Source organism: Bacillus sp. JJ722, from assembly GCF_036963345.1.
Taxonomy (GTDB): Bacteria; Bacillota; Bacilli; order Bacillales; family DSM-1321; genus Bacillus_AD.
This window is the reverse complement of sequence record NZ_JBALMO010000074.1, coordinates 1-25,074: the sequence shown is the minus strand read 5'-3', so window position 1 is coordinate 25,074 and position 25,074 is coordinate 1. Positions and strand designations below refer to the sequence as shown.

Below are 25,074 nucleotides of genomic sequence, written 5' to 3'. Positions count from 1 at the left end.
AGCATAATCCACTACTTACTTGTCATCACTCATGCGTACAATTTTCACATCTTTCAAGACTTCTCGAACTACCCAGCTTGCCGCAATTAAGCCAGCAACAGAAGGAACAAAAGCATTAGAAGATGGTGGCATTTTCGCCTTGCGAATACTAGCCTCATCATTTCCTACTTCTTTTCGAACATCTTCACGAATTACAATGGGACTCTCATCAGAGAATACAACTGTAATACCTTTTCTAATACCTTCTTTACGTAATCTTATACGAATGACTTTCGCCAACGGATCCGTATGCGTCTTAGAAATATCGGCTATTTGAAAACGTGTTGGATCCATTTTATTCGCAGCACCCATACTAGAGATGATAGGAATATTGCGCTTTAAGCACTCTTTCATTAGGTGAATCTTATATGAAATAGTATCAGAAGCATCCACTACGTAATCTAATCCATAGCTGAAGAATTGTTCATACGTTTCTTCCGTATAAAACATCTTCAAAGAAATCACTTCACATTCTGGATTGATATCAGCTATTCTTTCTTTCATTAAATCTGCTTTGAATTTGCCAACAGTTGAAAGCAATGCATGTAACTGGCGATTCACGTTAGTTATATCAACATCATCTTTATCTACTAATATCAATCGCCCCACTCCAGATCTTGCTAACGCTTCTGCAGCGAATGATCCAACTCCACCAATTCCTAATACAGCTACAGTTGTATTCTTTAATTTTTCCAATCCTTCCGTCCCAATTGCTAACTCGTTTCTTGAAAACTGATGTAACATATCTTCCAACTCCATCTTCATATATTAGTAAAACACTTTAATTTCACATTTTAACAAGAACATATGTTTTTATGTATTATAAAATAATATGCAGTAAATGACAAAGTCTCTTGTTATAAAGAAAAGCGCAAGCGCCCGTTTTGCTCCGTATCTTCTTTCGCCCATCGACTGAGATAAAAGAAACACGAAGAGCGACCACTAAAAAGGGACCAGTTAGGTACCTTGTAAAATTATATACTTTTTTACCTGAAATAAAAAACGGAGCACCTCTTTACAAGAGATTCTCCGTCTTTAATCGAAAGCCTTAGCTTGAAAAGGAAGGCTTATGTTATAAATCAAAGCGTAAGAGTCCCAATCGTGCCGTTTCCGCCTTCGTTTTGAACCCGCTCTACGCAGGTGGGTGCTCTGTTTGCAACATTGTAAGTCCACAACGAATGAGGCATTTACGCATTTGCAAAACTTCGGGCTCCCAAAACTATAAGTGTTCGGTCAAAACTTATAGGTGAAGATAACGTACACATCAGGACTCTTACTTGTTGAATGTATCATAGCATACTAAAACATTCATTATCAAGTGATACTAGGTGATTATTTAGTCCTTTTTTTGCCCAGTTAATGCCAGACGTAATTCAATTAATTGGTCTACACTTACTTGGCTTGGCGCACTAGTTAATAAGCAGCTTGCGCTTGCTGTCTTAGGGAATGCAATTGTATCTCTTAAGTTACTTCTACCTGCTAGTAACATTACTAAACGGTCTAAACCAAGAGCAATACCACCATGTGGAGGTGTACCATATTCGAATGCATCCAGTAAGAAGCCAAATTGTTCTTTTGCTTCTTCAGCAGAGAATCCTAGAACTTCAAACATCTTTTCTTGAACATCTCTTTCAAAGATACGAAGTGATCCACCACCAAGCTCATAACCATTTAATACTAAGTCATATGCTTGTGCACGAACATTTTGTGGTTCTGAATCTAGCTTATCAAGATCTTCTCTGAATGGCATTGTAAATGGATGGTGAGCAGCGAAATAACGTCCTGATTCTGCATCATACTCTAATAATGGCCAATCCGTTACCCATAAGAAATTGAATACATTTTCGTCAATTAAGCCTAATTCTTTACCAAGTTTTACACGAAGAGCACCTAATGCATCCGCTACAACTGTTTTATTATCAGCAACGAATAATAATAAGTCACCATCTTGTGCTTCTAAAGTTGCTTGAAGTGCCGCACCTTCTTCACCTTCAAAGAATTTCGCAATCGGTCCTTTTAAGCCTTCAGCATCTACTTTCAACCAAGCTAAACCTTTTGCACCGTATACAGCAGCAAATGCGCCTAGTGCATCAATATCTTTACGAGAATACTTCTCTGCAGCACCTTTAACATTGATTGCTTTAACTTGTCCACCTGTTGCAACAGCACTTGCAAACACTTTAAAGCTTGAATCCTTCACGATTTCAGAAACATCTACTAACTCAAGACCAAAACGAGTATCAGGCTTATCAGAACCGAAACGGCTCATTGCTTCGTCATAAGTCATTCGTGGTAAAGGTAACGTAATATCAATACCTTTAACATCTTTCATAACTTTTTGCATCATGCTTTCAGTCATGCTCATGATATCTTCCTGGCTCATGAAGCTTGTTTCAATATCGATTTGTGTAAATTCAGGTTGACGATCTGCACGTAAGTCTTCGTCACGGAAACAACGAGCAATTTGATAGTAGCGCTCAAAACCTGAAACCATTAACAACTGCTTAAATAATTGAGGGCTTTGCGGTAAAGCATAGAATTCTCCATCGTGTACACGACTTGGTACTAAATAGTCACGTGCACCTTCTGGAGTGCTCTTTGTTAACATTGGTGTTTCAATGTCTAAAAATCCTTCTGAATCTAAGTAGTTACGAACGGTCTTAGTTACGTCATGACGCATTTTAAATGTTTCATACATTTTCGGACGACGAAGATCAATATAGCGATATTTTAAACGAAGATCTTCCGATACTTCAGCTTTATCATCAATTAAAAACGGCGGAGTTTTCGCTTCATTTAAAATCGTAACTTCTTCAACTGTTACTTCAATTTTACCTGTATTTAAATTTGGATTTACCGTTTCTTCAGCACGAGCAACAACTGTACCTACAAGGCTTATTACATACTCATTTCGAATTTTTTCCGCTATTGCTAAAGCTTCTGTTGATAAATCTGGATTAAACACTACTTGAACGATTCCAGTGCGGTCACGAAGGTCAATGAAAATTAGTCCCCCAAGGTCTCTTCTTTTTTGTACCCAACCTTTTAGAGTTACTTTTTCTCCGATGGCACTTTCTGATACTTCACCACAAAAATACGATCTGCCAAACATCCCTATTTCCTCCCTTTTTGCTGTTCCATTTTGAACTCTTCGATGAAACTTGTTAAATTAAGCTCTTTCTGCTCACCAGTTTCCATGTTCTTCAATGTAATCTTATTATTATTAAGTTCATCGTCACCAAGTACCGCTACAAAACGCGCTTTTGTACGATCTGCTGCTTTAAACTGCGCTTTCACTTTTCGATTGTTGTAATCTTTATCTACAGAAAAGCCATTTTGACGTAATTCATTTACTAATTTAACACTGTAATCTTTTGCTGCATCACCAAGCGCGACAACATAAATGTCCGTTGTTTGTTCGATTGGTAAGGTAACACCTTCTGCTTCCAATGCTGCAATTAATCTTTCAATACTTAAAGCAAATCCAATTCCAGGTACTTCTGGTCCACCGAAATCTTCTACTAAACCATGGTAACGACCACCACCACAAAGCGTTGTAATCGCACCAAACCCTTTAGCATTACTCATAATTTCAAATGCTGTGTGATTATAATAATCTAATCCACGCACTAGTGTAGCATCTACTGTGTATGGAATATCCATATCATCTAAATGTTTCAATACTTTATCAAAATACGAACGAGATTCATCGTTCAAATAATCGAAAATAGACGGTGCCGTTTTCATTAGATCGTGATCACGGTCTTTTTTACAATCTAAAATACGTAGAGGGTTTTTCTCTAAACGATTTTGACAGTCGCCACAAAACTCACCAATATGAGGTTTAAAGTGATCGATTAAAGCTTGTCGATGTGCCGTACGACTTTCAATATCACCTAAAGAGTTGATGACAAGCTTTAATTCTTTAAGTCCTAGCGCTTTATACAGATTCATTGCTAAGCTAACTACTTCAGCATCGATAGCCGGATCGGCACTTCCAATTGCCTCTACTCCAAATTGTACGAATTGACGGAAACGACCTGCTTGTGGTCTTTCATAACGGAACATCGGTCCGTTATAAAACAATTTCACAGGTTGTGTTGCCCAACCAAACATCTTATTCTCTACGAAAGAGCGAACAACAGCAGCTGTACCTTCTGGGCGAAGAGTTAAACTACGATCGCCTCTATCAGTAAAAGTGTACATTTCTTTCTGTACGATATCAGTTGTTTCACCAACACCTCTTTGAAATACCTCTGTATGTTCAAAGATCGGCGTACGAATTTCACTATATTGATATCTCCTGCACAAGTCTCTTGCTACACTTTCAATGTATTGCCAGATTGCCGCTTGTTCAGGAAGGATGTCTTGCGTTCCCCTAGGGATTTGCATACTCATTACTTATTCCTCCTCCATGGTTCACTACATACAAAAAAAACCCTCGTCTCTTGTAAACAATATTACAAGGGACGAGAGTTATCATTTCCCGTGGTACCACCCTAATTCAAAATGCACATTAAAAGCATTTCCTTAGAAAACAGTTAACGCCTGTTCACGTTCTTCTCCTACTAAAGAGAGAGCTCTTTTTCAGAGAGAAACCTACGAAGTGTTCGTTCATTAAGCATCGATGTAGGAAAGCTTACAGCCCACGACTTTCCCTCTCTTGACCCAATAGTCCTAATTACTTTTCTCCATCATCGGTTTTGTATATAAAATGAATTATATGTAATTATCATTATTTTACTAATAATAATTGTCTCTACAAGTATTGTCAAGAATTTACCCGAAATATTCATAAAACGTAAAGACTTTTATAATTTGCTCACAAAACTTTATTGTTCCTGTTTCGTTATATGGTCATTTTATCGTTTTTTTACTTAATAAATAACGGTATAATACCTATGAACGACCAAGGTATTTTTTTAGTTTTTTCACATCTCTCACATGTAAACCAAACTCACTTGCAAGTTCAACCATATTATTATTTTGTTCTTTTTGGATAAAGTCGTGAAAATCAACACCAAATAATTGATTCGACCCAGAATGACTCAAGCTGTTCTTTTCATTATATTTCATTTCTTTTCCTCCTAAATAATCCTGCAGTAGTCATTACTTATCCTGTCCTTTTTTACGGAAATATTATCATAGGAGAATTGGAAATTTATTCAGTAAAAAATAGTTAAGAAAATTTAGAGGTGCATTTACATTGAAAGTTAAATTTAGCCTAATTATTATGACCACTCTTCTCATCTTTGCTTCTAGTAATAGTAGTTATGCTAAAGGCGAGACCGTTACAGTGAAGGAACCAAGTGTCAATGCAAGAAGCGGTCCAGGCACTGAATACGAGATTGTTGATCAATTACAAAAAGATGAAACATTTACTGTTCTAAAGCGAGAAGAAGATTGGATTAAAATTCAGCTATCAAAGAAAAAAAACGCATGGGTTGCTGATTGGGTTGTAACCCTAAATGAAGAAAAAAAAGGCTTAAAGCCTCCGTTCGCAACCATTACGGCTTCATCAATCGAAGTATACAGTCAACCATCATTTGAAGGTAAAAAAATAGCCACTGTGAAAAAAAATAATGATTATAAAATCATTAAAGAGAAAAATAATTGGCTCCAAATTCAATTATCGAACGATAAAAAAGGCTGGGTACCAAAATGGTTTACACGAAGTTACACAAAAGAAACCATTAATTCAACTAAAGATATGAAAGTGACTGTATTATACGATGACGTACCATTACGAAAATCAACTTCTCCGTATAGTGACATTGTAAAAACTGCTTCAAAAGGCGATGAATTGACAGTAACCGCAGTAAAGAAAAATACATATGAAGTAAAGTTGTCATGGGGTAAAAAAGCATATGTATCTGGATGGCTTGTTCAAGCTTCAGAAAATACACCACAAATCAAAATGGTAGGTAAACAGCATGATTTTACAAACAAGACCATCGTCATTGATCCTGGACATGGAGGAAATGATAGCGGAACGATAGGAGCAAATCAAACACTAGAGAAGAACTTAACATTACATACAGCACAGCTTCTTCAAAGACTGTTAGTAACTTCTGGAGCAAATGTTTTTCTTACAAGAGATGAGGACGAATATGAAACACTGTCATCAAGAGTGAAATATTCTAATATGCTCGAGCCTGATGCATTTATTAGCATTCATTATGATAGTGCAGAACAAAGTGATCTAAGAGGTGTAACTCCATATTACTATCACAGCTCTCAAAAACCGCTTGCTCGTGCAATCCATTATAGCCTACAAGACAAAAGTAACCTAACTATTAGAGAAGAACGATTTGGTGATTATCATGTTCTACGACATAATAGCCAGCCATCTGTTTTACTAGAATTAGGCTATCTAAGCAATAGAGAGGAAGAAGAAATCGTTACATCATATGATTATCAACAAGATATTGCAACTGCGATTTATGATGGATTAGGAAATTACTTTTCTGGCGGAAAATGATTTCCTTATGTGCATAATAAAAGACCCACTCCTTAAAGCGGGTCTTTTATTATTTCTCAAGTATAAGTGTTACAGGGCCATCGTTCACAAGCTGAACATCCATCATTGCTCCAAATACGCCTGTTTCCACTTTAACGCCTTTTTGCTTCAGCATTTCATTAAAAAGATTATACATTTCCGTTGCGTGTTCAGGTCTTGCCGCTGCCATAAAGTTTGGTCTTCGGCCTTTTTGGCAGTCGCCGTATAATGTGAACTGAGATACAGATAAAATGTCTCCTCCAACATCTAATAATGAGTGATTCATCTTACCTTCTGCATCTTCAAAAATACGGAGATTTACAATTTTATCAGCCAAGAATTCCACTGCTTCTTTTGTGTCTTCATGCGTTACACCGACAAGCAACACGAGACCTTTATCTATTGTTCCAACCGTTTCACCATCAACTGTTACACTTGCTTCTTTAGATCGTTGCAACACTATCTTCATGTCGTACTCCTTAATTCAAGATCCTTCTAACTGCATAAACATCAGGTATTTGTTTAATACGATCAACTACTTTTTGTAAATGACTCACATTTTGAATGGAAAGTGACATATTAATAAGCGCCAATCTATTGCGATCTGTTTTACCTGATACGGCAGATATATTTGTTTTCGTTTCCGTTACAACCTGAAGTACTTCGTTTAATAAACCTCGGCGGTCGTATCCGTTTATTTCGATATCAACATTATATTCTTTCGTATCGCAATAATTTGTCTCCCATTCAACTGGGATTAAGCGAGCTTCTACATCTTCACCAACGATATTAGGACAATCACTACGATGTACAGAAACACCTCGCCCCTTTGTAATAAAGCCAACAATATCATCGCCTGGTACTGGATTACAACATCTTGATAAGCGAATTAATAAATTATCTATTCCTTTAACTCGAACACCTGATTCGCGTTTTCTTGGCGAAGAAAACGTCTTCAACGTTGATGTTGCTTCTGTAATTGTTGTTAACTGTTCTTGCTCTTTCTTTTTACGCCATTTCTCTGTTAAACGATTGGCGATTTGCAGAGCTGTAATACCATTGTAGCCAACAGCCGCATACATATCATCATTGTTTGTAAAGTTGTACTTTTCCGCTATTCTCTTAATATTTTCAGCTGTAAGAACTTCTTTCAATTCGAAGCCCATATTTTTAATTTCTTTTTCTACTAATTCCCGACCTTTTTCAACATTTTCTTCACGTCGTTGCTTTTTAAAATACGCACGTATTTTATTTTTCGCTTGTGATGTTTGTGTAATTTTCAGCCAATCTTGACTTGGTCCATATGAATGTTTTGAAGTAAGAATTTCAATAATATCGCCGGTTTTCAACTTGTAATCAAGCGGAACCATTTTACCGTTCACTTTCGCTCCAATTGTTTTGTTACCAATTTCCGAGTGAATACGGTATGCAAAATCAATTGGAATCGAACCAGAAGGAAGCTCGATCACATCGCCTTTTGGCGTGAAAATAAACACCATGTCTGAGAATAAATCAATTTTTAAAGACTCCATGAATTCTTGTGCATTCGTTGCATCATCTTGGAATTCAAGGATTTCTCTAAACCATGTTAATTTCTCTTCTAACGGCTCTTGAGCCTTCACTTCTTTACCTTCTTTATAAGCCCAGTGTGCCGCAATACCATATTCAGCAATTCGATGCATGTCAAACGTACGAATTTGCACCTCAAGAGGATCACCTTTCGGTCCAATCACAGTAGTATGCAACGACTGGTACATATTAGGCTTAGGCATGGCAATATAATCTTTGAATCTACCAGGCATCGGCTTCCAACAAGTATGAATAATACCAAGAACAGCATAACAATCTTTAATACTATTTACTTGAATTCGAACAGCCAATAAATCATAAATTTCACTAAACTGCTTGTTTTGCATAGCCATTTTTCGATAAATACTATAGATATGCTTTGGACGTCCATAGATTTCTGCTTTGATTTGAACTTCTTCTAATCGATCTCTTACTTCATCCACAACTTCTTCTAAATATTCTTCGCGCTCATTGCGCTTCTTCTTCATTAAGTTTACAATACGATAATATTGCTGTGGGTTTAAATAACGTAGAGCAATGTCTTCTAATTCCCACTTAATGGTTGATATACCAAGGCGGTGTGCAAGAGGAGCAAAGATCTCTAACGTTTCATTCGAAATTCTACGTTGCTTTTCAAATGGTAAATGCTTTAGTGTACGCATATTATGAAGACGGTCTGCTAACTTAATTAATATAACTCGTATGTCTTGAGCCATCGCCACAAACATTTTGCGGTGATTTTCTGCTTGTTGTTCCTCATGTGATTTATATTTAATTTTACCTAGCTTTGTAACTCCATCTACAAGCATAGCAACTTCTTGATTAAAGTTGTTTTCAATATCCTCCAATGTTACATCTGTATCTTCGACAACATCATGGAGAAAACCAGCTGCAACCGTCGAAGCATCTAGTTCAAGATCAGCTAATATACCTGCTACTTGAATAGGATGAATAATATATGGTTCTCCTGATTTTCTATATTGTTCTTTATGAGCATCCTCAGCAAATAAGAATGCTTTCTCAACTATTGCAACATCCTCCGGCTGCAAATACCCTTTTGTTCGTTCAATCACTTGTTTTGAAGTTACTATTTGTTCGTTCGCCATGAAACCACCTTAAATGTATAGTAGAAATGCTCGGTCAATTACCGTTAGCCGCTATAAACTTATCCCGAATTCTATATAAAAAAATACTTATAATATTTTAATGTATTATTTCTATTATCGAGAAAAAATGAAAGAATGTAAAGTGGTTAATCCTTCATTTTTCCATTATTCCTCTAATGCAAATGCTTTCATTACTAAAAAACAAACAATAAAGTTATATACCATTATTTTCACTTTTCCTAAAATTAAACATTTCCAATATGAAATAAAAAACCTTGTCTATTACGACAAGGCTTTTATTCTATAGTAAGTTTTATGATGTTATTAGAAGTCCATTAATGTTAATACATCATAGCCATCAAGCTTAGAACGTCCGTCTAACTCTTTCAGCTCAATTAAGAATGCAATTCCAGCAACAATACCACCTAGTTCTTCAACAAGCTTAATTGTAGCATCAATTGTACCACCTGTAGCCAATAAGTCATCCGTGATAAGAACACGTTGTCCAGGTTTAATAGCATCTTTATGAATTGTTAATACATCGCTTCCGTATTCAAGCCCATATTGAACTTTAATCGTTTCACGAGGTAGTTTTCCTTCTTTACGAACTGGTGCAAAACCCACTCCTAATGAATAAGCAACAGGACATCCAATAATGAATCCACGCGCTTCCGGTCCGACTACTAAATCGATTTGTTGTTCTTTTGCATATAGAACGATTTGATCTGTAGCATAGCGGTAAGCATCACCGTTGTCCATTAAAGTTGTAATGTCTTTAAATACGATACCTGGTTTTGGCCAATCAGGTACGATTGTAATAAATTGCTTTAAATCCATGACTTAGTTTCCTCCTTGAGTTCTTTCCCTTCAAGATAACATTGCATCGTTTTATATAGTTGGTCATATGAAGAATAAAGAAGCTCATTTTCCAATTTAATTTGTTGCTGTTTTTTTATATAAGATGGAGCTTCGCTCACATCTCGCTTTTTAGCTTGTTTAACAATGGAGATAAATCCATTATCAATTGTAACAAAACCTAATTCTAAAAACACCTGACAGATGAAATCAACTGTATCAATCGACCAACCTTTATGCTTGGCGATATCAGCACTATAACGTTTCACATCAAATGAGCCTTTCTTTATAATTAAAGCATACATCCACTTGAAATGATCACGTGTTGGCAAAGTACTGAAGAAATGCTGTTGACTTTGGAAGAAATGTGTATAAATCCGCTTAGGTTGTTTACCCACAAGTAAATTATTCAAAATCTCTTCATCTTTCGGCATGTCTACTAGAACCACATTATAATTCGTTAGCTCTTCTGAAACAGCTTGTTCAACGCTCTCTATAAGCACAATATCACGCTGTTCATCAGGCGATATTTGTTGCAAAATATGGTTATTAAACACCACTAGCTTTGTATCGGCATTAGGAACGCCATTCAATATTTGCGTTATATTCTTATTACCACGAACATCAAATAATTGCCAATGCTCTACTGCAACATCTTGTAAAAATATTTGTGGTTTCCTTATGTTATTCCATTCATTAATGGATAATTCTCCAATGACTGATAATGTAGCATTACGAGTAATCTCATCACAGTAATCGCCCATTCCAAAGCCAACAGCATCTAATGATGCTTGACCATCCTTAAACATAGCTTTCAAATGATTTCCTTCAGCTCCAATTCGTTTAAGTGAAGCAAGTTTAACATCTGGAAGCAAAATTCGTGGCTTCGGATTAGCCATTCCAAAAGGAGCTAGTTTACCCATTTCAGCTATTGTTTCAATGTTAGCATCTTCCAGCGTAATGGCAGCATCGATCTTCGTAATTGGAATAAAATCTTCCACATTTAATACTTCGTTAGCAAATGTATTTAATCGTTGTCTTAAATCATCAACATCTTCGATTTTCAATGTCATTCCTGCAGCCATCGGATGACCACCAAAATGTGGTAAAATATCTCGACATTTTGATAAATTATGATACAAATCAAAGCCAGCAATACTTCGGGCTGACCCTTTTGCTAACCCTTTTTCACGATCATAACTTAACACAATTGTTGGACGATAATACTTTTCAACTAACTTAGAAGCAACAATTCCGATAACGCCAGCGTTCCAACCTTCTGCACCAACAATGAGAACATTGTTTTCGTCTGTTGGATAACGCTCTTCCACTTGCCTAATTGCGTCCTTCGCAATTTCTGAAACAATAGTTTGTCTTTCCTTGTTTAAAGAGTCAATCTCTTCAGCAATCGCAGAAGCAAATGTAGCATCCTTTGTAAGTAATAAATCTACAGCAGGATCTGCATCGCCCAAACGACCAGCCGCATTAATTCTTGGTGCAATGCCAAAACCAATACTATCTTCATTTAAGGTATTTATCTCGATTCCAGCTTTTTGAAACAGCGCTAACAAGCCTGGACGCCTTGTTTGTTTCATTTGTTGAATACCTTTTGCAGCAATTAACCGATTTTCATCTTTTAGCGGAACTAAATCAGCAATTGTTCCTATCGCTGCGATTTCTAGAAGAGATGTCGGCACTTCCCCCAATAAGGCTTGTGCTAATTTAAACGCTACACCCACACCTGCTAGGTCTTTACATGGGTATACGCTATCTTCTAGTTTAGGATGAATAATGGCATATGCCTCTGGTAATTCTGGCCCTGGCTCATGGTGATCCGTAATGATGTAATCCATACCTAATTCACCCGCTAATTTCGCTTCAGCCAAAGCAGAAATACCCGTATCAACAGAAATAATCAAATCAGTTCCATTATCTTTTGCCAGTCGGAATGCACCTTCATTTGGCCCATAACCCTCTGAGAATCGATTAGGTATATAAAAGTCTACATTTGCATTTAGAGATGTCAACGTCTCCATAAGAACCGTTGTACTACTTACCCCATCTGCATCATAGTCACCAAAAATCAATATATTCTCACCTTCAGCAATAGCACGTTGAATTCGTTGCACAGCTTTATCCATATCTTTAAACAAGTATGGGTCATGAAATTCTAGATTTTCTAAAAATAAAAATGACCGTGCAGCATCAACAGTATTAATGCCACGGTTCACTAATAATTGCGCGACTAACGGTGTAATATGTAATGCTTTAGTCAACTGTTCTGCAGTAAGCAAGTCGGATTGTTCAATATTCCAACGAGTTTTTGACTGTAACATAAAATCACCCCTCAACCTTCATCATTATACAGAAGTGATTGATGGGTTGCAATGGATTTAGTGCTTCCATAGATTGTATAAATAATTTTTCAACTTTCTTTCATTCGTAATCTCTGCTCTTAAAGTAATAATTACACATTAATTGTAATTATTTCTCTACAGAGATAAAAGAGGTTTTGAAAAGTACCACCTTTTCAAAACCTCTTCATTTACCTATACTTGCGCTTCATCTGTTCTCTTTTTCTTCTCAACATAAGTGATTAAAACGCCTTTTTTCTTCAATTCTTTAATTTTCAAGTCTAGCCATATTTGTGATGCGATGAATACTGAAGAATATGCACCACACACTAAACCGATAAATAATGCAATAGAGAAAGTGAAGATAGACTCACTACCAAAGAATACAAGAGCAACAACCGTAATAAGTACCGTCATGATTGTATTAATTGTACGAACCATCGTTTGACGTGTACTAATATTAACGATTTCTTCAAGCTCTTGAACCGTTTTGATTTTACGTTTCTTCCTCATATTTTCACGAATACGGTCAAATGTAACGATTGTGTCATTGATCGAGTAACCAATAATGGTTAGAATCGCAGCAATAAAGTTTAAATCTACTTCTAAACGTAAAACGCTGAATAACGTGATGATAAAGAATGCATCATGTAGCAATGCAATAACAGCCGGTAAACCCATTCTCCATTCAAAACGAATTGAAACATAGAGGATGATTCCAAGCGATGCAATTAATACAGAGATTAAAGCATTCTTCGCTAGTTCTTTACCTACCGTTGGAGATACCGCACTAATATTTGGCTCATGACCATATTTATCCTTAAAATAATCTTTTACCTCAAGAATTTCAGCTTTATCAAGAACGTCTTGTGTACGAACGACAGCCACTTCATTCTTATCTCCCGATAAAACAGGATCCTCACCATCTATTTTCAAATGTTGCAAATCAGCTTCGACTTGTTCTGTATTTGTAAATGGTTTATCTGATGTAATTTCTAGACGTGTACCACTTGTAAAGTCAATACTTAAATTCAACTTGAAAACAATTAAGAAAATAATCCCTATAACTGTAATCAAAGAAGAAATCGTATAGAAAATTTTACGTTTACTTACAAAGTCAATACGATCAAATTTGGTCGGTAACGATAGAACGTCCACAGACTTATGAATTGGGTGAATATCCTTCTGCTTAACACCAAACCATCCTGGTCGTTTATCAAGGAATCCACTTTGAACACATAATGCTAATAATAGACGTGTTACAAATACGTTTGTGAAGATCCCCATGATAATACTGATAATTAACATCGTTGCGAAACCTTTAACAGAGCTTTCCCCAAAGTAGAACATAACTCCTGCTGCTAAAAGCGTCGTTAAATTCGCATCGATAATTGTAATAAATGAAGTCTTATTACCATTTTTATTGGCTGATCTAATACTTCTACCTATTCGTATTTCTTCCTTAATACGCTCATATGTTATAACGTTGGAGTCTACTGCCATACCAACCCCTAGTATCAATGCCGCTATACCTGGAAGCGTTAGCGTTGCATTCATCCAATCGAATACAAGCAAGATCAAATATATATAAGCTGATAATGTAATCGTTGCAATTAAACCTGGGAATCGATAGAAGAAAAGCATGAATAAGAATACTGCAGCAATACCAACCAAACCAGCAAAAACTGTTTCATTCAATGCCTTTTCACCAAATTTAGCTCCAACGGATGTTGAATAAATCTCTTCTAAATCTACAGGTAATGCTCCTGCTTTAAGCATATTTGCTAAATTTTGAGCTTCTTTAACCGTGAAACCACCAGTAATTAATACTGTATTTTGATCAAAAACTTCACTCACCCTAGGAGCAGAGACTAAGTTATCTTGCGTTTCAGGTTTTTGCAGAGAATCTTTTCCCTCTTCAAAGTCTAACCAAATAGCAAGTACGTTTGTTGGAGGAGGCATAGCAGAAATCTTCTCCGTTACCTCTTTAAATTTCTTTGCATCTTTTAATGTAACTTCTACAACAGGTCGATTATGCTCATCGAATGACTGCTTTGCGCCGCCTTCTTTAAGATCTTTACCTGTCATCATTTCATTGTCGTTATAATCTCTAAAGGAGAGCTTCGCTGATGTCGAAAGAATTTCTCGCGCTTCATTTTGGTCTTTAACGCCAGCTAACTGAACACGAATACGATCTTTTCCTTCGATGGATATAATCGGCTCGTTAACCCCTAATACGTCAATCCTTTTCGTTAAAGCACTGACTGTATTTTTTAAGACATCCTCGGTGACATCACTGCCATCCTCCGTTTTCACTTGATATAGAACTTCAAATCCACCTTGAAGATCTAAACCGAGCTTTATGTCTTTTACGATTCCTGATGATGTCGTTCCTATCAATGAAAAAACCGTAATAACAATGAGAAGAAACGCAACGATTCTTGATCTTTTTACCATTATGTAAAAGCCTCCTTACAACTTTTAGGCCTGTTCTTGCAGCATGAAAAAAAGTAATGAATTTTATGATATTCCTTTATTCAAAAAACAATTTCATTATTGAAAGATCGGGCACAGACAAAACTAGATTTTACATTTTCAAAATATTACAATTACACATTGTATGTAAAAGATAATTCAGAAAGAATTCCAAAACTATCCTTTAAAGCTCCATAATTATTATGAGTTAAATTAGAAGCAGTGTCAATTTTTGATTTATTCAAACAAAAACTGTCACCAATCCTTTTAAATGTAATGGTAGACACCCCTCAAAGAAAAACATAGCAGTAGTACAATTGCTATGTTAACCAGAAATATTTAAGCCTTATTCATTAATTTCTTAATATTTTCTCGAGGATTCCAACAATCGAATTTATAATGTGTTTTTGTTTCAAAACCCAGTCTTGCACAATAATAGGTAATCTTCTGGTTCGCTTTCTCTACTTTAAAATGGATACACGTCGCACAACAATGAAAATCTTTTGTACTCATTTTCACTCCCCTATTTGTAGCAAACCGCTAAGCATTCTACATAAATAAATCTTTGTAAGATTCCATATCTCGATCCGTATTCTTTTGCGAATCTTTAAATGCCTCCATTGTAGCATAGTGCATATATTCACCAACGCTCACTGAAAGAATATCATTAACAAGCTGATGAAGCATTCTACTTTCTTCGTTTTTCCATTTCTTCACTTTCATATAATTCCATAATTGCTCTACTTTCACATCTTTATAACCTAACAGTATAAATTCTTCCCGTTTGCTATGCAGTGCTGGTAATAGTTTATGACGATATTGTTCGAAAGTATCGCTTCTCTCCATCGCTAATCAATTCTCCTTCATCTAAAAAGAATATACTGTATCACTGTCATGCTTTGTCCACTATGCTGCATATAGATTATTGTAGAGTATTCGAACAATTTTGAGAAGGCAGGTAATAATAAATGTCAAAGTTTTTTCAAGGAACGTTAATACTTCTTGCTGCCGGATTTATCACAAGAATTTTAGGCTTTATTAACCGTATTATCGTAGCAAGAGTAATAGGAGGAGAAGGTGTAGGGCTATATATGATGGCGTTACCTTCCCTTTTTCTAGTTATTACGTTTACCCAATTGGGACTACCTGTTGCGATTGCTAAGTTCGTAGCTGAAGCAAATGCAGTAGGTGATGAAAAACGAATAAAGAAAATTCTCGTCGTATCGCTTAGTGTTACACTTGGTCTCTCTTTATTATTTACACCTGCCTTATTACTGCTAGCACCATGGCTTTCTAAGACGCTATTTACCGATCCTAGAACATACTGGCCACTTATAGCTATAACACCAATCATACCAATTGTAGCTGTTTCAGCTGTTATAAGAGGGTACTTCCAAGGCAAACAAAACATGAAGCCAGCTGCCGTTTCACAAATTCTTGAACAAGCTGTGCGAATCGGTCTTATTATTACAATGACAAAAATGTTCCTACCATATGGTATTGAATATGCAGCAGCTGCTGCCATGTTTGCATCCGTAATTGGAGAGCTAGCATCACTTCTATACTTGCTTACTTTATTCAAATTGAAAAAGCATTTCCGTGTACGCAAAAACTTCCTCAAGTATGTCTCGAGTGGAAAAGAAACGTTAACACAATTGTTCAGTATCGCATTACCTTCAACAGGAAGTAGAATTGTCGGTAATGTTTCGTGGTTTTTGGAACCAATTATTGTTGCGCAAAGTTTAGCTATCGCTGGCATTTCAAGCTCTTTAGCCACACAACAGTACGGTGAACTAACAGGCTTTGCCTTACCTTTGCTCATGCTACCTTCGTTTATAACTTTTGCTCTATCTACATCACTCGTTCCAGCAGTTAGCGAGGCTCAATCCGTTGGCAAAATGAATCTAGTCGCTCATCGTCTCCATCAAGCATTGAGAATTACGTTTATAACTGGATGTTTAGCTATAGTCATACTCTTTGTTTTTGCCGATCCTATCATGAATCTTATGTATGGCAAAACAAATGCAGCCATATACATTACCTACTTAGCTCCCATTTTTATTTTTTCTTACTATCAAATGCCGTTACAAGCAGTATTACAAGCATTAAATTTAGCAAAAGCTGCCATGTACAACAGTTTAATAGGCGCCATTGTGAAATTAGCTTTCATCTTCGTATTATCATCACAACCGCAATTCGGTATTATGGGAACTGCCATTGGTTTCGCAGCTAGCATTGTTCTCGTTACATTCTTACATTTTGCCACCATTTCTAAGGTCATCAACCTTTCAATAGAGATACGTACCTATGCTCTAACAGTTGTAGTTACCTTTATATCTGGATGGATTGGACATTTATGCTATAAAATCTTAACAGTTCCTACCTCTCTGTACATAGCTATTCTCGTAACTTGTACATGCTTTATCGCATTATCATTAGGATTTAAAGTTATTTCCAGAAATGAACTTATGCTCATAGTTCCTTTTAAAAAGAAATAAAAATAGCGAAAATGCCCCATTTCACTACATATGAACTAGAGTTCTCCGAATGCACGAAGACATTTGTTGATTCGATGTTGGCTCCTATCACAGGATGGCTCAGGAAATCTAATAGAACCTGGGCGCTGGAGCTGAAGAGCCTAAGAGATTTATATGTTAATTACCCTTCTCATCTATGTAAAATTTATCGTTGTAATAAAGACAAAAAGAAATTCGATTTATTGAACGATAACCTTGGTCATGGACTTGTTGTATTAACCAATCACTCGTTTTATTTATTTGTTTCAAATGTTGAGGTTGTATATCACCATCTAAAATAAGCGGTAAAGGAAAACCTTCTTGCTTACTTCCATTCAGTTTGGATTTGTTCATAACAGTTAGCTCTCCAGAAGGTTCAAGAATGGCGAATTCAACCTCTGCGAGATCAAAAATATCTCTAGTCCGCAATTGTTGCAATAAATCATCAAAATTATAACGCTCTTTCTTCATAGCCTTTTCGTCTATTTTGCCATTATGAATTATAATTGTCGGTTTTCCGTCTAATAAATCGCGCATTCTTTTACTTTTCAATGAAATATAAGCAAGAGATATTTGGATTCCTAGCAATAGCAACATTGGGATAACAGCCTCAATCATCGTAATCTTTAGATCAACAATAGCTACAACAGCCATTTCTGCAATCATCATGAATACCACTAAATCTAAAACACTTAATTCACCCACTTCCCGCTTTCCCATAAGTCGAAAAATTAGCAGTAAAACAAAAAACATGATAAATGTCCGAAAACTAATGTATAACAAAGATTCCACTGTAGCTTTCACCTTTTTCCTATCGATATCAATTACTTTTTTAGATAAATAAATTACTTCACTAAAACTATAGTTTTGCTCCATGTTCTAATTATTATGCATCCCTCATATGCTTGTACTAAAGTCTGTATATTGACGAAAGGAGTATTCCATGGAAACGAGAAAATTAGGGTCTGCTATTCTATATGGCACCATTAGTATTTTTGTATTTGCTGTTATATTTAGCTTATTATTCTCACTTTTATTACGATTTACTTCTTTAACCGAATCTTCTCTTTCTTATTTGATATTAATCCTATCATTCATTTCGATTTTTATTGGAGGAGTGATTTCTGGAGGAAAAGGCAAGAAACAAGGTTGGATGCTCGGTGGAGGAACAGGGCTATTGTATACACTCATTCTATTATTGTTTCAATACCTCGGTCATGATTCTATGTTTACAATGAGGGAATGGATTCAATCGCTATGTTATATAATTACCTGTATGATGGGTGGGATTTTGGGAGTAAATCTATCCGGAGGTTCCACTACTAAATAAAATAAAAAAACACTTAAAAAAACCAGTTTTTTTAAGTGTTTTATTTATTACTACAGGAATATATTTGAAAAGATTACGATCAAAAACATTAGCGCCATAAACCCAATCATCACATAACCAATGATCTTAATTCCTAATGGTTGCCCCTCTATGTTAGCACTGCTTCGTTTAAACGCTCCTCCATTTTCTATTTTTTGTAACTCTTCAATTGGAGAATAGATATCATCGCAGTCGTTATACACTTCTTCATTGGGCTGTGTTTCATGTATTTTTTCATACGTTCCTCCTATTCTTCATTTTTGGATGTACAAAAAAATAAGCTTACTTAAACAAACAATTCCCTAAAAGATCCTATTCTAAACAAAGAAGAGGATGTCCTGCAATTAACAAGACATCCTCTAACTAAAAATTAATATTAAACAGTTGTATTAGCCTTCTCTAAAACATCACGAATTGCTGCGCGGTCATATGTAAGACGGCTACCATCGCCACATTTAATAACGATTGTGCTTTCATCGATTGCATCCACAAAACCGTGTAAGCCACCGATTGTTACAATTTTATCACCTTTTTGAAGTTCACTTTGCATCGTTGCTACTGCCTTTTGTCTCTTTTGTTGAGGACGAATTAATAAGAAGTAGAACAATACGAACATTAACAATAAAGGACCGATTGTTGCCAACATTTCCATTCTATTCACTCCTTTCATATAATGTTTATTTAATATTTAGAAATTCTTCGCATTCGGCTTGTTGAAACCATATTGTTCGAAAAACTCTTCTTTGAAGTCACCAAGTCGATCATCCATAATCGCTTGTCGGACTTGCTTCATTAAGTTTAACAGAAAATAAAGATTATGATAAGTAGTTAATCGAATTCCGAATGTTTCGTCACAACGTATTAAGTGGCGTATATATGCTCTACTGTAATTTCGACATACATGACATTTACAATTCTCATCAAGTGGCCCAAAATCACGAGCATATTTTGCATTTTTCACAACTAGACGTCCATTACTAGTCATTAATGTCCCATTTCGAGCAATTCTAGTCGGTAAAACACAATCAAACATATCAATTCCACGTAAAGCACCGTCTACTAATGAGTCTGGCGAACCTACACCCATTAAATATCTAGGTTTATCACTAGGTAATAATGGCGTTGTATATTCTAGCATTCTGTTCATGATATCTTTCGGCTCTCCAACTGACAGACCACCAATTGCATAACCAGGAAAATCAAGAGATACTAAATCTCTTGCACTTTGCTTACGCAACTCTTCGTACTCTCCACCTTGAACAATACCAAATAAACCTTGATCATTTGGTCGTTCATGTGCCTTCAAGCAGCGCTCAGCCCAACGAGAGGTTCTTTCCACAGATTTTTTCATATAATCGAAAGTTGCTGGAAATGGAGGACATTCATCAAATGCCATCATAATATCTGAACCTAAAGCGTTTTGGATTTCCATCGCTTTCTCAGGAGAAAGAAATAACTTATCTCCATTTAAGTGATTGCGGAAATGAACACCTTCTTCTTCAATTCTTCGGAAATCACTTAAACTGAATACTTGGAAACCACCTGAGTCTGTTAGTATTGCACGATCCCAGTTCATGAATTTATGAAGTCCACCAGCTTCTTTAATAATGTCATGTCCTGGACGTAGCCATAAATGGTACGTATTACTTAAGATAATTCCTGCCCCTAATTCTTTTAAATCCTCAGGTGACATTGTCTTAACCGTCGCTAAAGTCCCCACTGGCATAAAACATGGTGTATCAAATGAACCATGTGGTGTATGCACTCTTCCTAGTCTCGCTCCAGTTTGTTTACATGTTTTTATCAATTCATAGCGTATTGCTGTCAAATTTGTTTCTTCCCTTCTTTTCTCTTACTCATAGAATAAACATCGCATCGCCAAAGCTAAAGAATCGGTATTCTTTCTCTACCGCTTCCTTATAGGCTGCTAATACGTGTTCACGTCCTGCTAACGCACTAATTAACATCATTAACGTGGATTTTGGTAAATGGAAGTTTGTGATCATCGCATCAATTGCCTTAAACTCATATCCCGGGAAAATAAAAATACTTGTCCAGCCACTTTCCGCTTTAAACTCTCCATTATGTCGACTTGCAATGGTTTCTAATGTTCTAGTAGATGTAGTTCCAACTGTGATAATACGACCACCCTCTGCTTTCACTTTATTAAGAAGCTGAGCAGTTTCCTCTGTCATGTGATAATATTCTGCATGCATATCATGATCGTCAATATCATCAACACTTACAGGACGGAATGTACCAAGCCCGACGTGTAACGTGATAAAAGTCACATGTACACCCATTGCGCGTACTTCTTCTAATAATCTTTCCGTGAAATGCAATCCAGCAGTTGGTGCAGCTGCTGATCCACGTTCTTTCGCGTAGACTGTTTGATATCGATCTTGTTCATTCAACTGCTCTTTAATATACGGAGGTAATGGCATCGTACCAAGTTGATCTAATACTTCGTAAAATACACCCTCATAGTCAAACTTGACAATACGACCACCTTGTTCTAGCTCACCCACACATGTAGCACGTAAAGCACCCTCACCAAAAACAACAGTTGTGCCTACTTTAACACGCTTAGCAGGTTTCACAAGTACTTCCCATACATCTTCTTCATCTTGTTTCAACAGAAGCATTTCCACTTTTGCCCCCGTGTCTTCTTTCATTCCGAAAAGACGAGCTGGTAAAACTTTCGTATCGTTTAATACTAGGCAATCACCAGGTTTGAAATGTTTAGTAATATCACTAAATACTTCGTCTGTTGTTTCTCCTGTTTCTTTATTCAATACCATTAAACGACTGGCTTCTCTATTTTTCAAAGGTGTTTGTGCTATCAATTCCTCTGGTAAATGGAAGTCAAATAAATCGACCTTCAACTTCGTCACATCCTGTTTTCATCTATCTGTTTTTATTTTTGACCAATTCTTGGTGTTTTATCGGAATTTACCGATGATAAAAAAGATTGCCGATAAAATAACACTAACAAGTATACATGTTACGATTGGAAAATAAAAAGTTGCATTTTCTTTTTTGATAATAATGTCACCTGGTAGTTTTCCCAATTTAATAAATTGCATGAGAAAACCAAGCACAAGGAGAACGCCACCAATAATCATAAGTAGTTTAGGTAATGAACTCATAATGAAGGTGCCTCTATGCCAAAGTGCTCGTATGCTTGAGCAGTAGCTATTCTTCCTCGCGGGGTTCGCTGTAAGAAGCCTATTTGTAAAAGATATGGCTCATATACATCTTCAATTGTTGTTGATTCTTCCCCAATACTTGCTGCAATAGTTTCTACACCAACTGGGCCACCACGAAATTTCTCAATAATGCCCTTTAACAATTTATGATCAATATGATCTAACCCTAATCGATCCACTTGCATAAGTTCCAATGAGTAATGGGCTAGTTCGACTGTTATATCGCCCGTTCCTTTCACTTGCGCAAAATCACGAACACGACGAAGTAAACGATTTGCAATCCTTGGTGTTCCCCTAGATCTTCGGGCAATTTCAAGAGCTGCAATATCCTCTAAATTGGTTTGTAATATTTGTGCAGTCCGAACAACAATGTCTTTCAGTTGTTCTTCTGTGTAATATTCCAAGCGACTTAACACACCAAAACGATCACGTAATGGAGCCGAAAGAGAACCCGCTCGTGTTGTTGCTCCTACCAATGTGAATGGAGGTAAGTCTAAACGTACACTTCTTGCTTGCGGACCTTTTCCTATTACAATATCTAAACAATAATCTTCCATTGCAGGATATAAAACTTCTTCAACTGTTCTTGGCAGTCGATGAATCTCATCTATGAATAATACATCACCTGGCTCCAACGCCGTAAGAATTGCCGCTAAATCACCGGGTCTTTCAATAGCTGGCCCAGAAGTTGTACGGATATTTACACCCATTTCATTTGCAATAATCGCCGCAAGCGTTGTTTTCCCTAAACCTGGAGGACCGTAAAGAAGAACATGATCAAGCGTTTCTTGTCTCATCCTTGCTGCTTCGATAAAAACTTGTAAATTCTCTTTTACTTTGCTTTGTCCAATATACTGATGTAATTGTTGCGGACGCAAGCTTGTTTCAAAGGAAAGTTCTTCTGATTCTGCTTCAGACTGAACAATTCGCTCTTCCATACTTCCCACCTCCTATTTTAAAAGCAATTGTAATGCCATTTTAATATATTCTTCAGTCGTTTTGCTTTCTTTTTGCAATGCTTTACTTACTTTTGTAATTTCTCTATCTGAGTAGCCTAGTGCTTTTAAAGCTTCCATCGCTTCTTCTAGATCATCGTTTGTCGAAGCATTTACTACTACACCATCATTGAACAAGTTCGGGAAGTAATCCGGCACAATATTCTCCAGCTTACCTTTTAAATCAAGTATCATTTGACTGGCTGTTTTCTTACCCACCCCTGGGAATTTAACAAGAAATTTATCATCTTCATTTTCAATTGCTTGAACAACTTGTTCCACTTGCCCAGAAGCAAGAATGGCAAGAGCTCCTTTTGGGCCAATCCCTGTAACATTTAATAATTTCTCAAAAAGGGCCTTTTCTTCACGTGTTCTAAATCCATACAATGCTACTAAGTCTTCTCTCACATAGTGGTATGTATGAATCAATTGTTGCTCACCATTTACAGAAAAAACAAAAGGATTAGGCGTCATAATACGATACCCGATCCCACCATTTTCAATAACAATATATTGTGGTGCTATGAACTCAACCGTTCCTTTTATATATTCATACAAACTAGCTCTCTCCTATCATTTACTGTAAATCATTTTAACATAGGCTGTGACATTACGGTATGAAAACAAACAATATAATTTCTTCGTGTTAAAAAGAAAAGAAGAGCATAGGAATCATTTCCCGGGCTCTTCTTTTTATCTTTTTACAGCAAGTTGAGTAAAATTAGACGACTTTTCTTTAATGTTTAAACTTTTAATGAGATTGGCAGCTGAGTCATAACTGTTTCTTCGTTTCTGAGCTCTAGCTTCACTCGACAAAGACTTGGGAGTAGAGAAAACAAATGATTCTGATTTACTATTAGACATTAAGCATCCCTCCCAGTATTTTAATTCCAAAATCGTACGATTGGTTATTACTCATTATAGCAGAAGCAATTTCTGTTTCAAATGATTTCACACGACGTTCTGTCCAATTGTTCGACATGTTAAACTGAGCAGACAAGACTAATTCGTCGATTTTCTTTAACATATAAAGCTTATATTTGTTCTCGTCATAGAAGAAAAACTCTGAGTCATCAGTGCTTTTATAAGTGTCTGATACGTATGAAGAGTCAGAAATAAGAAATCTAGATGCCGTTACATTGCCCACAAATTCAATTGGTTCTAAGTAGTCAACGCCACACTTATACAAAACGACAGCATGACAATCACTAATAGTACCTGCATTCATAATGACTCCTCTAACTTTTTCATAAATAACGCCACCGCATAAGTCACTTTTTAGTATTTCTAATACCTGCCTTGTATCTAATTTCCCTTTTTCTATACACCTTACAATTGCTTCTGCTCTATCAATATATTCGACATGGTTCTGATGAGACAATAAAATTTCTTCAATAACGTCTTTTTCAAGATAATACTTTTTTGATATACGCAAAATTTGACTTAGAGATGTTTTAGCAAATTCATTGACTGAAGCAGAATCAGATAGTACGAATTTATTTGTCCATGAATTACTATAAACATCATGTATGAATGACCAAATAAAAGGATCAGCATCTAAAAGCTTAAGTTGGTTTGCTAAGGAATCTCCTGGGAAAATATTGTTTAAGATGTCCTGAACCATGTCATATGTTTCTGGATCACGATGGTATGCATGTTTGTATTCGTTTATTGCATGATGGATGCGATCTTTCAAATGACTTTTATAAGCATCTAGCAAATGTTGTTCAACAAAAGGAATGATGATGAGCCCCTCATTAAGCGCTGTAGAGTATTCTGCATATGTAGCAGTCATGTAAGGTTCGTCAACAAGAAATGACCCCGCCTTGTTAGATAAATAAAGAAAAAAGACATCGCATTCTTTTACTTTATCTATGCAATCTTGCATCGGTTTTGATGAATAACTTCCAATGTCTTGTTCAAATATTACACCAATATGACCAGCTTCGTTTAAATCATCTCTAATTTTTTGTCTGAATTGTGTTAAATTAACTTGTGCTGTAGAGCTAATAAAAATACGAGTGGCTGCTGCATCATTTGTTTTAACAGTCAAATATAGTAATCCCCCTTTAAATTAATGTACTATTT

The 25,074-nt window shown here is 36.1% G+C and carries 24 protein-coding genes, 1 other RNA gene and 1 other annotated feature; of the genes, 3 read left to right on the top strand and 22 right to left on the bottom strand.

The genetic code is table 11. The annotated features are described in order from the left end of the window. Window positions 1–15 precede the first annotated feature (15 nt). The 5 genes from V7014_RS10885 to V7014_RS10865 all read right to left on the bottom strand — a co-directional run bounded on the left by V7014_RS10885 (window position 16) and on the right by V7014_RS10865 (window position 5,115). Window positions 16–783 carry a tRNA threonylcarbamoyladenosine dehydratase gene (locus V7014_RS10885; RefSeq protein WP_335506997.1) on the bottom strand — a complete coding sequence of 256 codons (768 nt, stop codon included), beginning with the start codon at window positions 781–783 and terminating at the stop codon, window positions 16–18. Between the two features lie 344 nt (window positions 784–1,127). After that, a non-coding RNA gene (ssrS, locus tag V7014_RS10880) (6S RNA) lies at window positions 1,128–1,313 on the bottom strand. 62 nt (window positions 1,314–1,375) lie between these two features. Further along, entirely contained in the window at window positions 1,376–3,151 is a 1,776-nt protein-coding gene (aspS, locus tag V7014_RS10875; protein WP_335506996.1) for an aspartate--tRNA ligase, read from the bottom strand. Between the two features lie 2 nt (window positions 3,152–3,153). Continuing rightward, on the bottom strand, window positions 3,154–4,437 hold the full coding sequence (gene hisS, locus V7014_RS10870; protein ID WP_335506994.1) for a histidine--tRNA ligase: 1,284 nt from the start codon (window positions 4,435–4,437) through the stop codon (window positions 3,154–3,156). Window positions 4,438–4,501: 64 nt separating this feature from the next. Further along, window positions 4,502–4,746 (bottom strand) — a binding site (T-box leader). Between the two features lie 192 nt (window positions 4,747–4,938). Continuing rightward, complete coding sequence (locus V7014_RS10865; RefSeq protein ID WP_335506992.1) at window positions 4,939–5,115, bottom strand: hypothetical protein; 177 nt, start codon at window positions 5,113–5,115, stop codon at window positions 4,939–4,941. A 130-nt stretch (window positions 5,116–5,245) separates the two neighbouring features. On the opposite strand from V7014_RS10865, the gene V7014_RS10860 reads away from it, so the two are divergent. Then, on the top strand, window positions 5,246–6,520 hold the full coding sequence (locus tag V7014_RS10860; RefSeq protein WP_335506989.1) for an N-acetylmuramoyl-L-alanine amidase: 1,275 nt from the start codon (window positions 5,246–5,248) through the stop codon (window positions 6,518–6,520). A 49-nt stretch (window positions 6,521–6,569) separates the two neighbouring features. Here the strand turns inward: V7014_RS10860 and dtd are convergent, their stop codons facing one another. The 7 genes from dtd to V7014_RS10825 all read right to left on the bottom strand — a co-directional run bounded on the left by dtd (window position 6,570) and on the right by V7014_RS10825 (window position 15,743). Continuing rightward, window positions 6,570–7,007 carry a D-aminoacyl-tRNA deacylase gene (dtd, locus tag V7014_RS10855; protein ID WP_335506987.1) on the bottom strand — a complete coding sequence of 146 codons (438 nt, stop codon included), beginning with the start codon at window positions 7,005–7,007 and terminating at the stop codon, window positions 6,570–6,572. A gap of 10 nt (window positions 7,008–7,017) precedes the next feature. Then, on the bottom strand, window positions 7,018–9,213 hold the full coding sequence (locus V7014_RS10850; RefSeq protein WP_335506985.1) for a RelA/SpoT family protein: 2,196 nt from the start codon (window positions 9,211–9,213) through the stop codon (window positions 7,018–7,020). 324 nt (window positions 9,214–9,537) lie between these two features. Beyond that, a complete protein-coding gene (locus V7014_RS10845; protein ID WP_335506984.1) occupies window positions 9,538–10,050 on the bottom strand; it encodes an adenine phosphoribosyltransferase in 513 nt (170 codons plus the stop codon). Then, window positions 10,041–12,404, bottom strand: coding sequence for a single-stranded-DNA-specific exonuclease RecJ (recJ, locus tag V7014_RS10840; RefSeq protein WP_335506982.1), 2,364 nt, complete (start codon window positions 12,402–12,404; stop codon window positions 10,041–10,043). Before recJ ends, V7014_RS10845 begins: the two co-directional genes overlap by 10 nt. Window positions 12,405–12,617: 213 nt before the next feature. Next, window positions 12,618–14,879, bottom strand: coding sequence for a protein translocase subunit SecDF (gene secDF, locus V7014_RS10835; protein ID WP_335506978.1), 2,262 nt, complete (start codon window positions 14,877–14,879; stop codon window positions 12,618–12,620). A 357-nt stretch (window positions 14,880–15,236) separates the two neighbouring features. Then, on the bottom strand, window positions 15,237–15,410 hold the full coding sequence (locus tag V7014_RS10830; protein ID WP_335506976.1) for a hypothetical protein: 174 nt from the start codon (window positions 15,408–15,410) through the stop codon (window positions 15,237–15,239). 36 nt (window positions 15,411–15,446) lie between these two features. Then, window positions 15,447–15,743, bottom strand: coding sequence for a post-transcriptional regulator (locus V7014_RS10825; RefSeq protein ID WP_335506974.1), 297 nt, complete (start codon window positions 15,741–15,743; stop codon window positions 15,447–15,449). A 122-nt stretch (window positions 15,744–15,865) separates the two neighbouring features. Between V7014_RS10825 and spoVB the strand changes: the two genes are divergently transcribed. Further along, window positions 15,866–17,395, top strand: a complete 1,530-nt coding sequence (spoVB, locus tag V7014_RS10820; protein WP_335506972.1) for a stage V sporulation protein B — start codon at window positions 15,866–15,868, stop codon at window positions 17,393–17,395. Between the two features lie 156 nt (window positions 17,396–17,551). On the opposite strand, the gene V7014_RS10815 is transcribed toward spoVB, so the two are convergent. Then, on the bottom strand, window positions 17,552–18,205 hold the full coding sequence (locus tag V7014_RS10815; RefSeq protein WP_335507015.1) for a DUF421 domain-containing protein: 654 nt from the start codon (window positions 18,203–18,205) through the stop codon (window positions 17,552–17,554). 151 nt (window positions 18,206–18,356) lie between these two features. Here V7014_RS10815 and V7014_RS10810 point away from each other — a divergent pair, with 151 nt between their 5' ends. Further along, window positions 18,357–18,743: a TIGR04086 family membrane protein gene (locus tag V7014_RS10810; protein ID WP_335506970.1), complete on the top strand. Its 387-nt coding sequence runs from the start codon at window positions 18,357–18,359 to the stop codon at window positions 18,741–18,743. Window positions 18,744–18,793: 50 nt separating this feature from the next. Here the strand turns inward: V7014_RS10810 and V7014_RS10805 are convergent, their stop codons facing one another. From V7014_RS10805 to V7014_RS10765, 9 genes are all read right to left on the bottom strand, one after another. Then, a complete protein-coding gene (locus V7014_RS10805) occupies window positions 18,794–18,985 on the bottom strand; it encodes a hypothetical protein (RefSeq protein ID WP_335506968.1) in 192 nt (63 codons plus the stop codon). 173 nt (window positions 18,986–19,158) lie between these two features. Continuing rightward, on the bottom strand, window positions 19,159–19,434 hold the full coding sequence (yajC, locus tag V7014_RS10800) for a preprotein translocase subunit YajC (RefSeq protein WP_335506966.1): 276 nt from the start codon (window positions 19,432–19,434) through the stop codon (window positions 19,159–19,161). A 36-nt stretch (window positions 19,435–19,470) separates the two neighbouring features. Continuing rightward, on the bottom strand, window positions 19,471–20,610 hold the full coding sequence (gene tgt / locus V7014_RS10795) for a tRNA guanosine(34) transglycosylase Tgt (protein ID WP_335506964.1): 1,140 nt from the start codon (window positions 20,608–20,610) through the stop codon (window positions 19,471–19,473). A 28-nt stretch (window positions 20,611–20,638) separates the two neighbouring features. After that, window positions 20,639–21,667, bottom strand: coding sequence for a tRNA preQ1(34) S-adenosylmethionine ribosyltransferase-isomerase QueA (queA, locus tag V7014_RS10790; protein ID WP_335507013.1), 1,029 nt, complete (start codon window positions 21,665–21,667; stop codon window positions 20,639–20,641). A 57-nt stretch (window positions 21,668–21,724) separates the two neighbouring features. Continuing rightward, complete coding sequence (locus tag V7014_RS10785) at window positions 21,725–21,931, bottom strand: DUF2905 domain-containing protein (RefSeq protein ID WP_335506962.1); 207 nt, start codon at window positions 21,929–21,931, stop codon at window positions 21,725–21,727. Further along, a complete protein-coding gene (ruvB, locus tag V7014_RS10780; protein ID WP_335506960.1) occupies window positions 21,928–22,929 on the bottom strand; it encodes a Holliday junction branch migration DNA helicase RuvB in 1,002 nt (333 codons plus the stop codon). The genes V7014_RS10785 and ruvB overlap by 4 nt, the downstream gene beginning before the upstream one ends. A gap of 12 nt (window positions 22,930–22,941) precedes the next feature. Then, a complete protein-coding gene (gene ruvA / locus V7014_RS10775; protein ID WP_335506958.1) occupies window positions 22,942–23,544 on the bottom strand; it encodes a Holliday junction branch migration protein RuvA in 603 nt (200 codons plus the stop codon). Window positions 23,545–23,679: 135 nt separating this feature from the next. Next, window positions 23,680–23,850 carry a hypothetical protein gene (locus tag V7014_RS10770; RefSeq protein WP_335506956.1) on the bottom strand — a complete coding sequence of 57 codons (171 nt, stop codon included), beginning with the start codon at window positions 23,848–23,850 and terminating at the stop codon, window positions 23,680–23,682. Next, window positions 23,843–25,039 carry a DUF4062 domain-containing protein gene (locus V7014_RS10765; protein ID WP_335506954.1) on the bottom strand — a complete coding sequence of 399 codons (1,197 nt, stop codon included), beginning with the start codon at window positions 25,037–25,039 and terminating at the stop codon, window positions 23,843–23,845. Before V7014_RS10765 ends, V7014_RS10770 begins: the two co-directional genes overlap by 8 nt. Window positions 25,040–25,074 lie beyond the last annotated feature (35 nt).